This window comes from Chryseobacterium sp. B21-037, assembly GCF_028570785.1.
In the GTDB taxonomy this organism is placed as follows: domain Bacteria; phylum Bacteroidota; class Bacteroidia; order Flavobacteriales; family Weeksellaceae; genus Chryseobacterium; species Chryseobacterium proteolyticum.
This window is the reverse complement of the sequence record NZ_JALGCB010000001.1, coordinates 3,756,488-3,777,099: the sequence shown is the minus strand read 5'-3', so window position 1 is coordinate 3,777,099 and position 20,612 is coordinate 3,756,488. Positions and strand designations below refer to the sequence as shown.

The window sequence follows — 20,612 nt, the reverse complement described above, 5'->3', positions numbered from 1 at the left end:
GTTAGTTATGAAGTTCCGTTGCTATCTGATAATCTCACAGCTCCATAATACCTTTTAAACACCAATCATTATTGGATAGCCGGAACTTTTTACCTTTTTAGCGTTCAGAAAGAAATGATTCCAGAAACTCAATTAAAAAAAACAAAAATACGACATTTTTTGTCGCATTAAGAGCATATATTTGTATTATAAAAACTTAACCGTGAAACGCTTGCGTTCCATTTGAAATAACTGACTGGAAAGCTTTAAATAAAATTAACCCGAATGAAAAAAGATTTTTACTTAACAAGATATGCTCTGATTATTAAAAAATTAGAAAGTGCTCCTGCGACCTACTCGCAGCTGGAAGACTATCTTTTAAATTCTTTTGAATTTCAGGACGCTGATATTAAGAGTTACTCCATCCGTACTCTTCAGAGGGATATCCGTGAGATATCTGATCTTTTTAACCTTTCTATCCATAATAAGAAGAAAGGTGATAACCGTTATTATATAGAAAGCCGTCCAACGATGGAAGTGGATGAGTATAACCAGAAACTCCTGGAATCCTTTCAGGTAAGTAATGCTTTAAATGTTCATCCGGATTTTTCAGGATACATCTTTTTTGAATCCCGAAAACCAACGGGTGTAGAGCATTTCTATGATCTTTTCTTTGCCATTCGTAATAAACGTGTCGTTTCTTTTGAACATTACAATTACAAAAATAAAGTTATGACATCAAGAAAAGTACACCCTTTAGCATTAAAAGAATCTAAAGGCAGATGGTATCTCATTGCTATAGATACCAATGATAAAGCACTTAAATCGTTTGGACTGGACCGGATCAATTATCTGGATGTAAGTAAGACCAAATTCCGGGAAAAATATCGTTATAACTTCCGAGAATATTTTAAAAATGCATTCGGGGTTATGAATTTAACAGAACAAAAACCTCAGAAAATTACATTGAAATGCTCACGTCATCAGGGAGAATATATCAAAAGTTTTCCGCTTCACCAATCTCAAAATGAGATTAAAGAAACTCCTGAAGATATATACTTTGAGTTCTTTTTGCATCCTACTTATGATTTTATGCAGGAAATCCTTTCTTACGGAAAAGAGGTAAAAGTCCTTGAACCTAAATCTTTAGTTGATGAAATCCGCAATCATCTGAAAGAATCATTAAACAGCTATCTGGAAGACTAATAAAGGTTCATTTTGAATTAAGTTTTTTTGACTATTTTTACATAAATATCCACAATTTGAAATCTTTATTACTGTTATTATGCTGTTTTTGTTCTGCAATATTCTTCTCTCAGCAACGGGAAGAGTTTAAGCAGGTAAAAAACTATTATAATCAGCATCGCAGTATGCTGAACACTGAGTTCAGAAAAAAGTTTGATGCTGAAACCGGTAATTTTCAAAAAGCAGCCATTAAGCAGGATTTTATTTTTTTCATGAAAAAAATGGATAGTATAGAAAATGTTGCGTTAATCGGAGCTCTTTTAAGAGTAAAAAATACTGAAGACCTCAGCAGAATCCGGTTGGAAAACAGAATGGCAATCCCCGAAAAGGCCCCGGAAATCTTTCCCATTACAGACAAGTCAGCAGATTATCCTGGCGGTATTAATGCTCTGAGGCAAGAGGTCGCCCATTTGTTCTATATTGATGGAGTCTTCTCAGAAGAGAAAACAGTAAAAGCCAATGTTGCTTTTATCGTGGAGAAGGATGGCACTATCAGCAATGTAGAAGCACAGGGCGATAATTTCACTTTTAACCGCCAGGCTCAGATTGCATTGTATTCTCTTTCAGAAAAATTTTCTCCAGCAATCATCAACGGTGATCCCGTTAGATATCGTTTTAAACTTCCACTAACTATGACTATTGAATAACGTGAAGAATTACTGTACTTTTTATCTAATTTTATTATTCTCTTTTTATTATTCTCAGCAGACAGAAGGACTTCGAATAATTAAAAATAAATATGCTTCTGAATTTGAAAAAATAGAAAATGCATCCGAAAGTTCTATTATCCAAAAACTATCTAAGAAGCAGTTGAATGAATTTATAGTAAAAAAGAATGCTGCTATTTCAGTCTTAGAACTTAAAAGAAATAATGAGTATTTAGAGGAGCTTACGAGGATTAAACTTTATGAATCTACTCATAAATCTGATATCCCTTCTGTTAAAAAGTTAGACGAAAAGGGAGAGATTGTGGCAGAATATTCTAAAGGAATCAATCAGTTTAAACAGGAAATTTTAGATAATTTTTATGCTGGCACTATTAATGCGGATGGAAAAATCAGTTGTATAGTAAATTTTATTATTGACAAAGATGGGTCCATTGTTGAAGTAAAAGGAGTCGGTGATAACGAGGATTTTAATAAACAAGCTGAACTTGCGGTATATTTGTCTGATGGCACATGGGAACCAGCAAGGATTGATGGTTACACTGTAAGATACAGGATGCGTCTTCCCCTAACAATTCAATTTTAATTATATGTTTACTGACGAATACTTTATGAAGATGGCTTTCCAGGAAGCAGAGCTGGCTTTCGAAAAAGATGAGGTTCCGATCGGCTGTGTAGTCGTTTCCAATAACCGTGTTATTGCAAGGGCACATAATTTAACCGAAACCCTTAATGATGTAACGGCTCATGCAGAAATGCAGGCGATTACGTCTGCAGCAAATTTTTTAGGAGGAAAATACCTGATCAATTGCACACTGTATGTTACTTTAGAGCCTTGTGTCATGTGTTCAGGGGCACTGGCCTGGTCACAAATATCCAAGGTAGTTATTGGCGCAAGAGACGAGCAAAGAGGCTTTATCAATAAACACCTCAGCCTCCACCCCAAAACTGAAGTGGTTACAGGAATTATGGAACACGAATGTTCGGCAATCGTTAAAGAGTTTTTCAGATCAAAGAGATAAGATTAATCCTTACAGGTTATACTAAAAATACTCTTTTCAATTTTCTTATATGATTTTTGTTGTGGTTTAAGTTCCATTCTATGATACTTATACATTGTATCAAGATTATGGTATTCATCATCTTCTGACGCTCCCTCGGGGTGTTTTGCCGTATAGACCTCTTTGGAAGCATCGTAGTTATAGTTGTAATTAAGATAGGACTCCTCATCAAAGTCCTCCTGCATTGATCTTTCTCCAGGCCCATATGCCTCCATATTATAAGCCAGATTACTGATGATAGATTCTTTTGAAAAGCCGGACACCCCTCCATTAATAAACGTCTCCATTTCTTTCAGTTCTGCCGGCTGAAGATCTTTTTTGAGAGAAGAAGGGCGATCCTCACTTCTGAAATATAATCTTCCTTCTTTAAATTTTGCCGTAAACGGTTTTTGCCTTACAGCAGATGAATAATACATAACAATAAAATTATTATACCTTTTATTTTCTGCTACATAGTGTAAGTCTTTAGCCTGATCAAACAATGCCACAGAAAGGATAATATCTTTAAAATTACTACCAAACTCTTTTACCATTGGATAAGAAAAACAGTTAGCATCATCATTTAACACAGGCTGGATGCCCTGTTCGGAATTTCCCATATAAATTTTGGTATCCCTCTCAAAGTTATCAAACATAACTTTAGTTCCTTTTTGGCCGGCATCATATCTTCCGTACACATCAAAAGGATATTTAGGTGTAGAAGGGATAAAAGAAATGATACTATCATTATCCATACTCCATGTTCCAAGAATAACCTGCCCAAATGTAGCCATCACAAAGCGGTGGTTTTCCAAAAGTATCCAATTATAGCCTCCGTCATCAGGATTTCCAGAATCTACGTGATAAGATCCGGAAACTTTGGTCTGTGCAGTAGAAAAGATAGTACTGGTGAGCAGAAATAAGATAATCAGCTTTTTCATGGTATAAGTTGGTGAAGTTAAAACCTACACCTAAGATATTGAAAAACTATTTGTTCCTAAAAATGGAATACACGGGAATGTCAAAGTACTGCCCGTCTTTTTTAAGATGCTGTTTTAGTATGGCCTCCTGCTCCATTCCTATTTTTTGCATAATCCTTCCGGATGACGGATTGTGGAAAAAATGAGTGGCAAAAATCTTGTTAAATCCAAGCTCTTTAAATCCAAACTCAACCACTGCAGAAGCCGCTTCTGTTACGTATCCTTTATTCCAGAACGGGACAGCCAGCCAATAGCCCAATTCAGCTTTATCATCTCCTCTGTCGTGAAGTCCTATAGCTCCAATAATCCTATGCTCTTTATTTCGGATCGCAAAAGTGAACCCTGATTTATTTTCAAAAGCTTCGTTTGAAATTTTCAACCAGAATTCAGCATCCTTTTCAGTGTAAGGATAAGGAATATTAGAGGTGAGCTCTGAAAAAACTTTATCCTGAAGATATTCGACAATTAAAGGAATATCGCCTTCTTCCAGCTGTGAAAGAATCAGTCTTTTTGTTTCTATTACAGGAAATTTTTTCATGATTGATCTTTACCTAAAAAATAAAGTCCCTTTAAAGTATGAAGTCTGTCCGTAATATGTATTTTATTGGTTAAAGGCTTATACACATGAGAAACACCACCGGTCGCAATGACGAAACAATCATCATTCACCTCTTCATTAATACGATCTATAAATCCTTCCACCATTCCCAGGAAACCATAAACCATTCCGCTCTGCATACAGGTTACAGTATCAAGCCCTAAAACAGATTTTGGTTTTTTAAGTTCTATTTCCGGCAATTGGGCAGTCTGGCTGATGAGAGAGTTTAGCGAGGTAACAATTCCCGGCGCAATAATCACACCCAGCGTTTCACCGGTCTCAGTAACACAACTTGCTGTAAGTGCGGTACCGAAATCTATAATAATCTTCTTACGGCCAGGGTACATATTATGTGCTGCTACCAAATTGGCATAGATATCTGTTCCCATTTGTTTGGATTTTGCCTGAACCCCGGAAGGAGTATTTCTATCAACAATAACAGGGGAAATTCCGTGTATTTTTTTAATGGCAGAGCTCATTACTTTAGTAAGCTGAGGAACTACTGAACCAATAATCACATTTTGTATTGCGCCCGGTTCAATCTTATAGGTCTGATACAACATCAGCATCTGGACATACAATTCATCAGCGGTTCTGTAAGGCTTTGTATTAATCACCCATGAAATATCACAGTTGTCATCATCAAAAAGACCAAATCTTATATTGCTGTTTCCAATATTTATAACAATAGAGTTCATTTATTTTAACTAAATGGGTTTGAAAATGAGTGTAAAAATAAGGCTTTATGGTGAAAAGTTCTATGAAACTACCTATTAATTTAAAATCAGTGTTTGCAAATCATTTCATTTATTAAGTCTGCCGCTACACTTATAAAAATAAAGAAGACACTTATCAATTCATTCTATCGGGCATGTAGGTTTTAAGGTACATTTGAAATATCAACTCATTTAAAACCACTACTATGAAAAACTTCAAAAGAATTTCAAGGCATGCTCTTAAAACAATCCACGGGGGAAATGTAAACTGCCCAGTTCCCGGAAGCAGTGTTCCGGCAATATGTCCGGGAACGAGATGTCCTGCTAACCCATGTGCTACTCCCAACTGCATTATACCCGCTGCATGCTCACCCGATTAAGACAAATAAAAAAGGAGTATTTTCATACTCCTTTTTTATTTTATTTTACTTCAACAAAGTTATCTGCCATATTTACGTCAGCTAATCTCTGACTGAAATCGATCCCCAAAACCTGCAACTGAGATTGAGAATAAGGTATTGTTAATGTATATTCCTTTTGTGTCCATGGCCAGTAATTCATGGTCTTAAAATCTCCGTATGCATCTTTCTGTTTCCATGTACGAGTAAGATTTGTCGGAATCTGATAAGTAACAATTTTCTTATCTTTTGTCATTACACTAAAATCAACAGGCATTGGAACCTGTCCGTTATTCACCAATGTAATCATTGTGGATTTTGCATCATATTTTACATCTTTAATCCCATAATCAATGGTTTTGGTTGTATTGATCCAGTAATGATGGAACCACTTTAAATCCATCCCGGATACTTTCTGTGCAATATGAAGAAAGTCCCGGTCTGAAGGATGCTTTAAACTCCAGTTGTCAAAATATTCCTTCAAAATTTTGGCAAGATTTTCCTCTCCAACAATATACCCTAACTCAACAAGATATAATTCTCCTTTTACATAGGAAGCATAAGTATAGGAAGTACCATTGTCATGGTGATCTCCTAACCATACTGCTGGTTCTTCAATTCCTTTTTTCACAAAATTCCGGTAAGCTGTCAACCTATCAACAAAAGGATTAGGCAGCTTATCTTTAGGTGGAAACAACTGATACATTACGTATCCCTCAGCATAACTGGTAAATCCTTCATCCATCCATGGTTTCATAGATTCGTTGGTCGCCAGCATTTGTTGATACCAAGAATGGGAACCTTCATGTGTCATAAGCCCCATCAGGTCTTCAATATCTTTTGATTCGCCTAAGATCATGGTACACATTCCATACTCCATTCCACCATCACCACCCTGGATAAAGGCATAGGTAGGATAAGCATACTTTCCAAAATGAGAATTCATGATCTCAAAATATTTGGTAACATAAGGTTGCGCCTGTTCCCAGACTTTGGTTTTATCATTTTTTTGATAAACCAGATACACTTTAGGTCCATTAGGAACATCAAAGCTATTAACTACATAGTCTCTGTCCGCACTCCAGGCAAAGTCCAGGATATTTTTAGCTGTCCACCTCCAGCTTGCCTTTTTATTTTTCTCTGTCTTGATCTTCGCATTCGCATCATAACCCTTCACTTCACCTGGGTTTTGAAGAATTCCTCCGGCTCCTACTACATAATCTTTATCAATTTTAATAGTAACGTCAAAATCAGAGAACGGGGCATGAAATTCTCTCCCTATATAGTCGAAAGTTGCCCATCCGTCATAGTCATATTCAGAAATTTTCGGGTACCATTGGGTCATGGTCATATCAATTCCCTCTTCATTGTTTCTTCCGCTTCTTCTGATTTGTTGAGGTATTACAGCGTCCCACTCCATCGTAAATGATGTTTTGGAATTGGGTTTAATAGGCTCATTCAGATAAACCTTCATAATGGTTTCCTGAATTTCAAACTTAAGATCTTTGCCATTTTGCTTGATCCAGTGTATATTTTGCGCCCCTTCCTGATCCTTAGGAATCGAGGCCAGTCTTGAAATTCCTCCTCTCTGCAATCTTGAATCACCATTTTTACCTTGACTAGCTACTCTTTGATCCATCATTGAATTAGGTTTAAAAGCATTCCAGTATAAGTGGAAATACACTACATTCAGCTCGTCCGGCGAGTTATTTGTGTATTCTAATGTTTGATTTCCCTGGTAAGTAAATTTTTCTGCATTAACATCAATATCCATCTTGTACTTCGCAGCCTGCTGATAATAAGGATTCTGCTGGGCATGAAATTGTGAAATGACAAACGCAAAAATGATTGCAATCGACTTTTTCATTTAAAAATTATTTTTTTTAAAGGTAGGTATTTTATCCAAAACCCTCAAAAAAGTGGAGTTATTTGGAATTTGAGATGCTGTCTAAGGATCTCATAACAAAATCAGAGTTCTTTAGTTTATGGATAGGTAATCATTTTTTTAATCAAAGTGATTTGCCCTAAATGATAATAACAATGCTCAATCATTCCATCTATATTTCTTTGATAAGTTCCGTATTTTTCGTCTACAAAAACTTCACTAAGCTTATTGTCCGACATTTGTTCAAGTAGCTCGGCAAATCTTTCCGAATCTGACCAAAGTTTATTAAGGATTTTCTCCCATTGCTCCTGAGACTCTACCGGCGGTAAGTCAAAACTAAATTTATCTTTTATTTCAAGCACTCCTCCTTCAAAAACCTGTAAGACACCAGCAATATAATAATCGATATGGAATGCCAGCATTGCGATCGTATTCAAAGAACCGATTTTTGTTATCGCCTGTTCCCAGGTTACATCAGAAAGCTGATCTTTAAAATTGGTATTGGCGATCCAGAGACCGTCAAGCATAACTTCTCTGAATCTTTTTGATAATTGTATGGCTGAGCTCATGCTTTTCATTTTATTTTTTTAAAGTTAATTAATTTCATGTTCTCAGTTCTTGCAGATTTGGAGATAATCCAATTTTTTGATCCACAAGTAGTGTACTTGCTGTTAGTGAAAAACATCAATGGCATTGGTATTTAAAAATAGAAAACCTCGAGTTTTATACTCGAGGCTTATATAATTTAAAGTAGATTATTTTTTAGAAGTAACTTCTTTTTTTCCACTTAGTAAAATCTTTTCAAGAATTTTCAGGGTAATGAGATAGGTTGGTTTTACACCTGTAAGTCCTAAACCTCCTGAAGAAAGAGTACTTCCCGTTTCTAAAGGATTATCCGAAGCATAATATGCATAACAAACAAAAAGGTCCGGTGCAATATGATGTCTGATCTTTGATGCCACCTGTATGGCTTTTTGATAATGAGCCCCTTCCATTTCAAGACCGATAGCTTTCCAGGAGGTATTCATGAAATAAGATAAAATATCCCTGTTCTGAAGCGAAGTCCCTAAAACCGTAATCATAGCTCCCTCAAACGCTTTCAATTCATCATCCTTAAAATCATCCAGTTTTAAAGCATTTTCAAAAGGATAATTATCAGCTGTTCCTTCAAAAATATGAGAAGTAGGAATCATAATATCTCCCTTACCTCCGTTTAGAATTCCGGCTTTACCCATAATGGATACGGATTTTACTTTCATCATATAGACTTCCCCTTTGTGTTCGAAAGGCCTTAAAAGCTCATCCATTACCTCAAAAGCCTGTTCTCCGAAGGCATAATCAAAAACCATGATTACATCATCTCCTGAATATTTTATATGTCCGAATGGAGTATTTTTAAGATCAGTTTTACTTAGATCAATGATCTGAACATCTATATTACTACCACTCTTGTCATCGATATATATAAGTCCCTGGTCTGCCGCATATTTTGAAACTTTATCTCGAAGATCTTTCTTATCGGAAATTTCACCATACAGTTTATAATCAACTTCCTTATGGTCTTTCTTCTTAAGTGCATCATTAGCATACAGCATATTTTTCACAGAATGCATGTTTGCTGAGATTATATGTAAGGGACGCATGTGAAGCCCGTTATCATACAAAACTTCTTTTACTTTATTTGCCCATTTTTCTCCAAAATAATGATGCCCTACTCTTTCTTTCAATATAGCACTGAAGTGGATTTCTCTTTCTCTGCTCTGCTTAGCATCTTCTAAACTTACCTTTCCTAAGTTATAGATGATTTTGAATAAACGGTCAGGATTTTCATCATCTCCAAAAGTATTATACGCTTTTAATGTTTCTTCAAAAGTTCTTCCGATCAGAGAAGAAAGATGAATAAGTGCAACTTCCTTTTCTTTTCTGCTGAATTTCTTTTCTCCTTTTACTACCTCTTCAATAATTTTAAAGGCACGTGTCGGCTTCCAGTTTTCATCCTGAATAAATGCCAGATTACGGATTTTATCCGCTTCTATAAATAAGAATGTTAAGTGAGTAAGAATATCATAGATCTCTGAACGTCCCAAAAGAACTTCAATATTCATTTGGTGTTCATCAATTCTATAACAGTTTCTTCTTCTCTTTTTGGGAACAATAGGCTCGAAACTACCTTTATCAAAACCCTCATCTGATGTAAGATGAATAAAAGCACACTCCTCAATTCCTTCAGGAAGCCTGTCTAAAACATACATCAAACCATCAAGCTCCAGTTTATTCGGAACATTCATGGTACCATAAATTTCAGGATTGATTGTTTTTAACAAACTTCTTATACTTTCTCCCGAAACACCTCCTGGCTTGAAAAATCCTCTATAGAATAAATGTCTCATAGAGATGTATAGTCTTTCAATAGCCTCTGTTGTTTCTCTTGCTCTAGAATTTGTCATAAAATAAATTTCACACAAATATACAAAATTACACTGCAAATCATTTTAAGTATCTTTTAACAAGGAGGTTAAATTGTATACATTTTTGTATCCTATATAATAGTAAAGTATTCATATCTTTGAGTTATAAAATATTTGATTTCATTTTCCCTTCCTATTTGAAATCCTTCCATTCAAGACACCTATTTTTCTGTTAATTTTTATAAATTTTACAAACACCCCCTAAAAAAATAAGGGTTAAAACATTTTCAATTCATTTTTTTTGTAAATTTGCCCTGTAAAAATTAACCCTATTATGTCAACTTTAAGATTCAAAGCGTTAGAAACATTACCATTCAAGGACTTCAGAAAGGATAACTCCATTGAAGTTCCTGCAAAATTGTCTGAATTATTCTGTCAAAATGTTTTCTCAGAAGAAACCATGAGAGAGTATTTGACGAAAGAAGCATTCACATCTATTATGGATGCTATTAAAAAAGGAACTAAAATTCAACGACACATTGCAGATCAGGTAGCGGTAGCTATGAAAGACTGGGCAATGAGCAAAGGGGCAACACACTACACACACTGGTTTCAACCTTTAACAGGATCAACTGCTGAAAAGCACGATTCATTCTTCACTCCAATCGAAGGGGGAAGAGCCATTGAAAGATTCAGCGGAAACCTGCTTATCCAACAAGAGCCGGATGCTTCTTCTTTCCCGAACGGAGGAATCAGAAATACTTTCGAAGCAAGAGGTTACACAGCCTGGGATCCTACATCACCGGCTTTCATCATGGGAACTACACTTTGTATTCCTTCGATCTTTATTTCTTATACGGGAGAAACACTGGATTATAAAGCTCCTCTTCTAAGAGCTCTGAATGCTGTAGACGAAGCTGCAACTAACGTAATGCAGTATTTTGACAAAAATGTAACAAAAGTAACTCCTACTTTAGGATGGGAACAGGAATATTTCTTAGTGGATTCGGCATTGTATCAATCGCGTCCCGATCTTGTATTGACAGGTAAAACTTTACTTGGACACTCACCGGCAAAAGGACAACAGCTGGATGACCACTATTTCGGGTCTATTCCGACAAGAGTAATGAACTTCATGAAAGAGTTGGAAATAGAGTGTATGAAATTGGGAATTCCTGTAACAACTAGACACAACGAAGTAGCTCCTAATCAATTCGAGCTGGCTCCGATGTTTGAAGAAGTAAACGTTGCTGTAGACCACAATTCTTTATTGATGGATATTATGGCAAGAGTGGCTCATAAACACCATTTTCATATTTTATTCCACGAGAAACCATTTGCCGGAGTAAACGGAAGTGGAAAACACAATAACTGGTCATTGGCTACAGATACAGGTGAAAACCTACTAAGCCCAGGGAAAAACCCTAAGAAAAATCTGCAATTCTTAACATTCTTTGTTAATACCATTAAAGCTGTTCATGAATATGCAGATCTTTTAAGAGCAAGTATCGCTTCTGCAAGTAATGACCACAGATTAGGGGCTAATGAAGCTCCACCTGCAATTATTTCCGTATTTATCGGAAGTCAGCTATTCAGAGTATTGGAGGAATTGGAAAAAGTAACCAGCGGTAAATTATCCCCTGAAGAAAAAACAGAATTAAAATTAAATGTTGTTGGGAAAATTCCTGAAATCCTATTGGACAATACCGATAGAAACAGAACTTCACCATTTGCATTTACAGGAAATAAATTTGAGATCAGAGCTGTAGGTTCTTCTGCAAACTGTGCAGAATCTATGACCGTAATGAATACGATCGCTGCAAAGCAGTTAAATGATTTCAAAAAAGAAGTTGACGCTTTAATTGAAGGAGGATTAAAGAAAGACGAAGCGATATTCAACGTATTAAGAGAATACATCAAACAATGTAAAAATATCATGTTTGAAGGTGACGGATATTCTGATGACTGGGCAAAAGAAGCTAAGAAAAGAGGGTTAAACAACTTAAAAACCACTCCGGAAGCTTTGAAGCAGGAAATGGATAAGAAGTTCTTAGCTCTTTATGAAGAAATAGGAGTGTTTACTCATAGAGAAGTAGAAGCAAGAAATGAGATCAAACTTGAAAAATACTCTACCGTTATTGATATTGAAGCAAGAGTTCTAAGTGATATCGCAAGAAACCACATTATTCCTTCTGCATTAAATTACCAGAACAGACTAATTGAAAACGTAAAAGGTCTTAAAGAAATTTTCGGAGATAAAGAATTCAAAACGTTGGCAAAAGAACAAATGAGCCTGATCACTAATATTTCTGAAAATGTTTCTGTAATAAAATTAGGAGTTGAAGATCTTATCAAAGCCAGAGAAGCAGCAAAAGCAGTATCAGACAGCCAAAAGCAGGCAGAAGATTATTGCAACAAAGTGAAACCTCTTTTCGATGTAATCAGAGATGCATCTGATAATCTTGAAATGATGGTGGACGACGAGCTTTGGCCGATGACAAAATACAGAGAAATGTTATTTACAAAATAACATTTTGTAAAGTCCATATTAGTTAAACTCCCCTTTTTGGGGAGTTTTTTTATTGTATTTCCTTTATTTTATTCCTGAAAATAAAACAAACTAAACACTTAGCAAACAATATTTTACACAACTTCAAAATTGATATAAAATTTAGATTTAACTTTGCTGTTCTATGAAAATCCTGATCATTGAAGATAATAAAGAACTGGCCCACAGCATGACGTATTATCTGGAAGAAGAGCACTACATCTGCGAATGTGCCTATAATTATAATGAAGCTTTGGAACGCCTGAGCTTCAATACTTATGATTGTTTGTTACTCGATATTATGCTCCCGGATGGAAATGGGCTAAACCTCCTCAATCATATTAAAAGTGAAAAAATCAACAGCGGCATATTAATTATTTCAGCTAAAGATGCATTGGACGATAAAATCAAAGGCCTTGAAAAGGGTGCCGACGATTATATTACAAAACCGTTTCATTTACCTGAATTACACGCAAGACTTAGAGCAGTATATCGCAGGAAAAAAATGGATGGTTACAATGATGTCCGTTTTAATGAAATATTATTGAATACCGATACCTTTGAGGTTTTCATCCATGAAAATAGATTAGATGTCACGCAGAAAGAATTTGAGCTATTGCTTTATTTTTTGGTTAATAAAAACAGGGTCCTGTCCAAACAATCCATCGCTAACCATCTTTGGGGAGATCATACCGATAATTTAGCTAACTTTGACTTCGTTTATCAGCACGTTAAAAACCTCAGAAAGAAAATAGCAATTGCACAGGGTAACGATTATGTAGAAACGATCTATGGTCTGGGCTATAAGTTTAATGCGTCAAAATATAACGGCTCATGAATTTACTAAATAAAATATCGATCTGGTTCATTGCCATTGTACTATTGGTTACTCCTCTTAGCATGTACATTTCTTATTCCAATATTAAAAAAAGATTGGACAATGTTGAAATAGAGCGACTTAGATCAGTAAATAATTATGTAGCCGCCCAACTAAAAAGAGGAGAAACACCTGAAAAAACATCTCAGGGATTACCCATTTCTATCAAACCCTATACAGGAAGTGGTATTATTCCTACCAACCCTGAAATTATCCACACCTGCCTGGATAATAATGGTCCCTCTCGTAACGAATGTAAAATACAAATCAATACATTTGTCACAGCCGCAAATAAAACATACAAGATCTCTTCTTATAGCTATATCACTTCTACAGAACAGATCATGAAAGGTATGCTCACTGCATTACTGTTAAAAGTATTACTCATCACAGCTATAGTATTCATTACCGCAAGAATATTATCCCGGTATATACTTAAGCCTTTCCATCACGCTATAGATAATATTCATCATTTTAATATTCAGAAGCGGGAACCTCTTCAGTTACTCTCAACAAGCACAAATGAATTTAAAAAACTTAATGAGTTTCTCAGGCTCATGACCGATAAAGCCATTGAAGATTACACCTCCGTTAAAGAATTCAGTGAAAATGCGTCTCATGAAGTACAAACCCCTCTGGCAATCATACAGAGCAAAGTTGAGCTTTTAGCTGAAACAGAAATCAATGCAAAACAGGCGGCATTATTGACCGACATCCAAAACTCCATAGATAAACTTACCAGAATCAACCGCTCGTTGATCCTGCTTACAAAACTTAACAATCAGGAATTCCTCACGCATGAGAAATTAAAATTCTGCCGGGTGGAAAAAGAAACCATCCACGCTTATTCAGATCATATTGCATTAAAAAACATCACCCTGAACAGGCACTGTGAAAAAGATGTATACATAAAAATCCATCCCGCACTAGCAGAAATTCTTTTGAACAATCTTTTATCCAATGCAATCCGGCACAATGTGAAAAATGGAAATATAGAAATTTCACTGACCCATAAATTCTTCAGGATCAGCAATACAGGATTGCCTCCTGATATTCCCACCCAGGAACTTTTTAAAAGATTCAAGAAAAGCAATCAATCCACAGAGAGTATTGGTTTGGGCCTTTCAATCGTAAAACAAATTTGCGAGGTCAATACATTCCCTGTTCATTACGACTTTAGTGACGGCTGGCATTGTATTACGGTGTATTTTGATTCAACAGAAAACCACTCTTTATTTACTCCAACTTCCTATTCCACCCCTGCCCAAGAGATTGAAAACATAAAGACATCACTTAATTTTGCTGAATAAAATCAATCCATAAAAACGGTTGTTTGATTAATTTATACAGAACTTCAAATTTGCTTCAAAATGTGTTTTTTACTTTGAATAAAGAAAAAAATATACTCGATGCTTTTAAGAGCTTTTATTCTATCCGTCTCTACGATTTTTTTAATCAACAAAGTAAGCGCACAGGAAGTCATCACACTTCAATCCGCACTTGAAACAGCTGTTCACAATTACGGAACCATTAAAGCCAAAGAATCCTACCGTTTATCATCGCAGGAATCCGTAGAATTAGCCAAAAGGCAGTATTTGCCCAACCTCAACTTAAGTGTACAGCAGGATTTTGGAACTGTAAATGGACAGAACGGCCCTTTATATGGATTTGGTGGTTACGGAGTAGCCTCTTCCGGACTTCCTCTTCCTGAACAAAACTGGAATGCTTCATTCGGAGCCCTGTATCTTGCTAATGTCAATTGGGAGTTCTTTTCATTTGGAAAAGCAAAACAAAGAATAAAGGTGGCTCAATTTAAAAACCAAAGAGATACCAGAGACCTTTCCGACGAAATATTTCAGCATAAAATAAAAGTCGCGGCAGCTTATCTGAATGTTCTGGCAGCGAAAAAGCTGAAATTATCCTATGAAAAGAATTTAGGAAGAACCGACACCATTAGGAGAATTGTTGAGGTTAAAGAAAAAAACGGGCTCGTTCCCGGAGTTGACCTTTCTCTTGCCAAAGCAGACTATGCCAATGCCATGATCACTTACACAAAGGCAAAAGACAATGAGCAGGAGCAGGAAAATAAACTGGCGCAGTTAATGGGTATTCCGTCCCAGGAATTCAGACTTGACAGCACCATTCTCAAAAGAATTCCTACAGATCTGCCATCAGAAAAAAACTTGGTCCTAAAAGACCACCCTCTTCTTGCATTTTACAAGAGCCGGATCGATGTAAGTGAAGAAGAAAAACAATTGCTCAGAACACAATACTATCCATCATTTTCCATGGTTGGAATTATACAAACACGCGCCTCAGGATTCGGTAACGGATATGCTCAAAACCAAAATGACTATTCTATGTCTTATTGGGACGGAATCCACCCAACGAGAAGCAATTACCTGATCGGACTGGGAGTATCCTGGAATTTCACCCAGACCTTCAGATTATCAAAAGAAATCAGCGCGCAGGAATATGCAAGCCAGGGGCTAAAGCATGAATATGATCTTGCAGAACAGCAGCTCAAGGCACAGCTTGATTTGTCTGAAAATAAATGGAACAATGCTCTTACCGTGTACGATCAGGTTCCGGCTCAATTAAAATCTGCAAATGATGCTTATATCCAGCGATCTGCATTATACAGAAACGGCCTCACAGATATTGTTGACCTATCCCAGGCCATATACGCACTGATAAGAGCAGAGACAGATAGGGACATCGCTATTAGCAACGTTTGGAACGCATTACTATTAAAAGCAGCCGCAACAGGTGATTTTACAGTTTTCGAAAGTGAACTGTAAGGTTAAATATAAATTACATCAATAATAGATCAATGAACTTAATAAGATTTGCATTAAGAAAACCCATTACGATTCTGGTGATTGTAGCCGGACTGTTTTTCTTTGGAATACGGTCCGCCAATTCGATCAAAGTCGACATCTTTCCTAAACTGGATTTACCGGTTATTTACGTTTCCCACCCCTTCAGCGGATATACTCCACAACAAATGGAAGCTTTTTTCGCTAAACAGTACATCAATATTTTCCTTTTCGTAAACGGGATCAAAAGTATTGAAACTAAAAACATTCAGGGATTGACACTGATGAAAATCAATTTTTATCCGGGAACCAATATGGCCCAGGCCGCTGCTGAGCTCAACTCTTTTTCCACAAGGATCCAGGCAGCATTTCCTCCGGGATCCAACCCTCCGTTCATTATCCGTTTTGATGCGTCTACCCTTCCCGTGGGGCAGCTTGTTTTGAGCAGTGATAAAAGAAATAACAATGAGCTTCTTGATTTAGCCAACGTATATGTTCGCTCCACATTTACTTCCATTCCCGGAATTGTTTCTTCTCCCCCTTTTGGAGGAAATATACGGACTGTGGTAATCAATGCCAACCCGGATTTACTCCGACAGCATAATTTAACTCCTGATCAACTTGTAGAAGCATTACGTCTTAATAACCAGACTGCACCTTCAGGGAATGTACGCATCGGGGATAAATATTATATTACTCCAACCAATACGATGATCAAAAACGTAAAAGATTTTGGAAACATTCCTTTATATAAAGGAGGAGTACAAAACCTTTATTTAAAAGATGTAGCAACGGTAACCGACGGAGCAGACATGACCTCCGGGTACGCATTGGTTAATGGACGCCGTTCAGTTTACCTGAGTATTGCCAAAAGTGCTGACGCCTCAACCTGGGATGTCGTCCAAAATCTTAAGAAACAACTTCCCCAGATCCAGTCTAATCTTCCCGACGATGTTAAGGTAAGCTTTGAATTTGACCAATCGACATATGTTATCAATTCCGTTAAAAGCTTGATGAGTGAAGGAACAATAGGTGCCCTGCTGACAGGACTCATGGTTATTTTATTCCTTGGAGATATACGGGGTGCTATCATTGTAATTCTTACTATTCCTATTTCCATTATTTCAGCGGTACTGTTTCTTAATCTCTTCGGGCAGACCATTAATATTATGACCCTAAGTGGGCTTGCGCTGGCTATCGGAATCCTCGTTGATGAAAGTACCGTTACCATAGAGAATATACATCAGCATCTCGATATGGGAAAACCAAAAGCCTTAGCTATCTGGGATGCCTGTAAGGAAATTGCTTTTCCAAAACTCTTGATCTTGTTCTGTATTCTTGCTGTTTTTGCCCCGGCTTTTACAATGGAAGGAATTCCAGGCTCCCTGTTTCTGCCTTTGGCTTTGGCAATAGGATTCAGTATGATCATTTCTTATTTCCTTGCACAAACTTTTGTTCCTGTAATGGCCAACTGGATTATGAAAGTAAAGCACCACAAAGCGAAAGACGGCCATACCATGACCGAAGCAGAAGAACTTGATGCTGCGGGACTAAGTGATGAAGCAGACACCTGGAGCCAGAAAGAAATACTCCTGCAAAACATCGACAGCAACAGGGATGGTAAAGTAAGCCTATTTGAAAAGGTAAGATTCCGGTACCTTAAATTTCTTGACCGGATTATGCCCTTTAGGAAAATTATTGTCTCGGCTTATATTCTGGTAACGATGGGACTGGTCGCTCTCTTTCTCAACAGCATAGGAAGAGACGTACTGCCTCAGGTAAATGGCTCCCAGTTTCAGGTAAGGATGCGTATCCCTGATGGAACGAGGATTGAAACTACAGAACTTCAAACACTGAAGCTGCTCGACGGCATTAAGGATATTGTAGGAAAAGATAACATTTCTATTACCTCAGCTTATGTTGGAACCCATCCGAATCTTTTTTCTGTAAGCCCGATATATCTTTGGATGGCAGGATCACATGAAACGGTATTACAAGTGGGATTACATGAAGGCTTCCATGCAAACCTGGATGATCTTAAAGATAAAATCAGAGAAAAGGCTAAAAGCATCAATCCGGATATGAAGCTTTCCTTTGAGCCCATAGAATTAACAGAAAAAATATTAAGCCAGGGATCTCCAACTCCGATTGAAGTAAGATTATCAGGCAGAAGCAAAGAGCTTAACGAAACTTATGCTAAAAAAATAGCAGAGGAACTTAAAAAAATACCCTACTTAAGAGATGTCCAAATCGGGCAATCGATTAAATACCCTTCGATTGACATCAACGTAGACAGGATCAGGGCAGCCCAACTGGGAGTAGACATGACCGACATTTCACGTTCATTGGTTGCTTCTACCTCTTCATCCCGATACACCGAAAAAAACATCTGGACTGACGAAAAAGCAGGATATAGCTATAATGTACAGGTACAGATCCCTGAAAATAAAATGAATAGCAAAGCTCAGATTGCAGGAATCCCTTTGCTGAAAAACTCTAACAGACCTAATTTAGGGGATGTGGCAACTATAAAAGACAGCTACACGTACGGGGAAACAGATAACCTCGGTGCAATGCCAATGCTTACAGTAACGGCCAATTTAAATCACACTGATTTAGGAAAAGCATCAAAAGATGTCCAGAAGGTGATTAACAACCTTGGAGAATTACCAAGAGGGCTGAATGTCGGATTAATTGGTCTAAGCCAGACTCTCAACGATACCCTGAGCAGTTTACAAAGCAGTCTGATCATTGCCATTCTCGTAATCTTTCTGATGCTGGCTGCCAATTTCCAGTCTTTTAAAGTATCCGGAGTCGTATTGGTAACTGTCCCTGCGGTATTATTAGGCTCTCTTGCATTGCTTATTATTGCGGGTTCAACGCTTAATCTTCAATCCTATATGGGAATTATCATGTCCGTAGGGGTATCTATTTCCAATGCCGTGCTATTGATAACGAATGCAGAGCAACTGAGAAAACATAATGGAGATGCTTTACTATCAGCAAGAGAAGCTGCGGCACTAAGGATCAGACCTATTGTAATGACCGCCTTAGCAATGGTCGTAGGAATGGTTCCTATGGCACTTGGATTAGGAGAAGCCGGAGATCAGGTCTCTCCGTTAGGACGTGCAGTAATCGGAGGATTAATTGCTTCTACATTTGCAGCATTGTTTATTCTTCCGTTGGCTTTTGCATGGGGACAGGGAAAAACTTCTACCCAAAGCGTATCACTTGACCCTGAGGATGAAGAAAGTATCCACTTTATACCAGAACTTTTAAAATAAAATAACCAAATGGCTATTAAAAATTTAAATATGAACCGTTTATATCAATATTTCATTCCGGCAGTTGTTCTATTATTCAGCTTGCAAAGCTGTGAACAAAACAAAGCGGAAGTAAAAAAGACCGCAACATCATCAGCACCTGAAATAGAAGCTATCAATCCTAAGCAGGGAGATTTCGCTTCATCCACCACTATTCCCGGGGAACTTCAGCCTTTCCAGAAAGTAGACGTATATGCTAAAATAAGCAGTTTTGTTAAAAAACTGTATGTAGATGTAGGAAATGAGGTTGTAGCAGGACAGTTGCTGGCCACACTGGAAGCTCCGGAATTGAATGCGCAGCAAAATGCTGCAGCATCAGCATTAAAATCTAAAGAAGCAATATATATAGCCAGTAAAGCGAAATATGATCGTTTGAAAGAAACCAGTAAAACACCGGGAACCATATCTGCACTTGATCTGGAACAGGCACTTGCTGCCCAAAGATCTGACATAGCACAGCTTGAGGCCGCAAAATCCTCTTATCGAGAAGTCATGGATGTTAAAAACTACCTTCAGATCAGGGCTCCATTCAGTGGGAATATAGCAACCAGAAATGTAAGTGCAGGAGCCTATGTGGGACCTTCTGGGAAAGGATCCGAGCTTCCCCTTTTCAGTCTTGTTCAGCAAAACAAACTTCGTTTGGTAGTAAATGTTCCGGAATCTTACACAGGAAGCTTAAATAAGAATGGAGAGATAAAATTCTCTGTACAATCTATCCCGGGAGAAACCTTTACCGCTAAAGTATCCAGATTTGCAGGAGCATTGGATAACAGGCTGCGCTCTCAATCCGTGGAAATGGATGTTTACAATAATGATAAAAAATTATTGCCGGGAATGGTTGCCAATGTAATTCTTCCGTTAAGTGATAACAATAAAGCCCTATCTGTTCCTACATCAGCAGTATTAAACTCCACATTAGGTGTTTTCGTTATCAGAGTTGAAAAAGACATTGCCCATTGGGTTCCTGTTACTGCCGGAATTTCAAATAGTGATACGACAACCATTATTGGTGAAGTCAGCCCTAACGATGTGATTATCAAATCAGCAACGGAAGAAATCCGCGACGGACAGAATATAAAAGTAAAGCTCACAAAATAATTAATCTTAACTAGATGTTAAAAGATATTTTTT

Annotated in this window: 17 protein-coding genes; 11 read left to right on the top strand and 6 right to left on the bottom strand. The window is 37.1% G+C overall.

From position 1 onward, the window contains the following. The first annotated feature begins 264 nt into the window (after window positions 1-264). Genes MTQ00_RS16905 through MTQ00_RS16890 form a run of 4 tightly spaced genes read left to right on the top strand, consistent with a single transcriptional unit; the run spans window position 265 to window position 2,911 of the window. Window positions 265-1,185, top strand: a complete 921-nt coding sequence (locus MTQ00_RS16905) for a helix-turn-helix transcriptional regulator (RefSeq protein ID WP_172282084.1) — start codon at window positions 265-267, stop codon at window positions 1,183-1,185. Between the two features lie 56 nt (window positions 1,186-1,241). Beyond that, window positions 1,242-1,871: an energy transducer TonB gene (locus MTQ00_RS16900; RefSeq protein ID WP_228457011.1), complete on the top strand. Its 630-nt coding sequence runs from the start codon at window positions 1,242-1,244 to the stop codon at window positions 1,869-1,871. Window position 1,872: 1 nt separating this feature from the next. Next, window positions 1,873-2,475 (top strand): energy transducer TonB, encoded by a 603-nt coding sequence (locus tag MTQ00_RS16895; RefSeq protein WP_273650387.1) that lies wholly within the window; start codon window positions 1,873-1,875, stop codon window positions 2,473-2,475. A gap of 4 nt (window positions 2,476-2,479) precedes the next feature. Beyond that, complete coding sequence (locus tag MTQ00_RS16890; protein WP_273650386.1) at window positions 2,480-2,911, top strand: nucleoside deaminase; 432 nt, start codon at window positions 2,480-2,482, stop codon at window positions 2,909-2,911. A 2-nt stretch (window positions 2,912-2,913) separates the two neighbouring features. Here the strand turns inward: MTQ00_RS16890 and MTQ00_RS16885 are convergent, their stop codons facing one another. The 3 genes from MTQ00_RS16885 to MTQ00_RS16875 are packed head-to-tail and all read right to left on the bottom strand — an operon-like array spanning window position 2,914 to window position 5,205. Next, window positions 2,914-3,870 carry a hypothetical protein gene (locus tag MTQ00_RS16885; RefSeq protein ID WP_273650385.1) on the bottom strand — a complete coding sequence of 319 codons (957 nt, stop codon included), beginning with the start codon at window positions 3,868-3,870 and terminating at the stop codon, window positions 2,914-2,916. A gap of 46 nt (window positions 3,871-3,916) precedes the next feature. After that, complete coding sequence (locus MTQ00_RS16880; RefSeq protein WP_273650384.1) at window positions 3,917-4,447, bottom strand: GNAT family N-acetyltransferase; 531 nt, start codon at window positions 4,445-4,447, stop codon at window positions 3,917-3,919. Next, entirely contained in the window at window positions 4,444-5,205 is a 762-nt protein-coding gene (locus MTQ00_RS16875) for a type III pantothenate kinase (RefSeq protein WP_172282076.1), read from the bottom strand. The genes MTQ00_RS16880 and MTQ00_RS16875 overlap by 4 nt, the downstream gene beginning before the upstream one ends. Before the next feature lie 224 nt (window positions 5,206-5,429). On the opposite strand from MTQ00_RS16875, the gene MTQ00_RS16870 reads away from it, so the two are divergent. Continuing rightward, a complete protein-coding gene (locus MTQ00_RS16870) occupies window positions 5,430-5,603 on the top strand; it encodes a bacteriocin-like protein (protein WP_172282075.1) in 174 nt (57 codons plus the stop codon). A 40-nt stretch (window positions 5,604-5,643) separates the two neighbouring features. Here the strand turns inward: MTQ00_RS16870 and MTQ00_RS16865 are convergent, their stop codons facing one another. From MTQ00_RS16865 to MTQ00_RS16855, 3 genes are all read right to left on the bottom strand, one after another. Continuing rightward, on the bottom strand, window positions 5,644-7,488 hold the full coding sequence (locus tag MTQ00_RS16865) for a M1 family metallopeptidase (protein ID WP_273650383.1): 1,845 nt from the start codon (window positions 7,486-7,488) through the stop codon (window positions 5,644-5,646). Between the two features lie 116 nt (window positions 7,489-7,604). After that, window positions 7,605-8,075: a DUF1572 domain-containing protein gene (locus MTQ00_RS16860; protein ID WP_273650382.1), complete on the bottom strand. Its 471-nt coding sequence runs from the start codon at window positions 8,073-8,075 to the stop codon at window positions 7,605-7,607. 186 nt (window positions 8,076-8,261) lie between these two features. Continuing rightward, complete coding sequence (locus tag MTQ00_RS16855) at window positions 8,262-9,953, bottom strand: DUF6909 family protein (RefSeq protein WP_172282071.1); 1,692 nt, start codon at window positions 9,951-9,953, stop codon at window positions 8,262-8,264. A gap of 295 nt (window positions 9,954-10,248) precedes the next feature. Here MTQ00_RS16855 and MTQ00_RS16850 point away from each other — a divergent pair, with 295 nt between their 5' ends. The 6 genes from MTQ00_RS16850 to MTQ00_RS16825 all read left to right on the top strand — a co-directional run bounded on the left by MTQ00_RS16850 (window position 10,249) and on the right by MTQ00_RS16825 (window position 20,579). Next, a complete protein-coding gene (locus tag MTQ00_RS16850) occupies window positions 10,249-12,444 on the top strand; it encodes a glutamine synthetase III family protein (RefSeq protein WP_273650381.1) in 2,196 nt (731 codons plus the stop codon). Window positions 12,445-12,607: 163 nt separating this feature from the next. Next, a complete protein-coding gene (locus MTQ00_RS16845; protein WP_172282069.1) occupies window positions 12,608-13,300 on the top strand; it encodes a response regulator transcription factor in 693 nt (230 codons plus the stop codon). Continuing rightward, the gene (gene porY / locus MTQ00_RS16840) at window positions 13,297-14,649 is read left to right on the top strand and encodes a sensor histidine kinase (protein WP_273650380.1); all 1,353 of its coding nucleotides are present in this window, start codon (window positions 13,297-13,299) and stop codon (window positions 14,647-14,649) included. Before MTQ00_RS16845 ends, porY begins: the two co-directional genes overlap by 4 nt. 99 nt (window positions 14,650-14,748) lie before the next feature. Continuing rightward, window positions 14,749-16,140 (top strand): TolC family protein, encoded by a 1,392-nt coding sequence (locus MTQ00_RS16835; RefSeq protein ID WP_273650379.1) that lies wholly within the window; start codon window positions 14,749-14,751, stop codon window positions 16,138-16,140. Window positions 16,141-16,172: 32 nt separating this feature from the next. Beyond that, window positions 16,173-19,442: an efflux RND transporter permease subunit gene (locus MTQ00_RS16830; protein WP_273650378.1), complete on the top strand. Its 3,270-nt coding sequence runs from the start codon at window positions 16,173-16,175 to the stop codon at window positions 19,440-19,442. A gap of 30 nt (window positions 19,443-19,472) precedes the next feature. Continuing rightward, window positions 19,473-20,579: an efflux RND transporter periplasmic adaptor subunit gene (locus tag MTQ00_RS16825; protein WP_273650377.1), complete on the top strand. Its 1,107-nt coding sequence runs from the start codon at window positions 19,473-19,475 to the stop codon at window positions 20,577-20,579. Window positions 20,580-20,612: the final 33 nt, after the last annotated feature.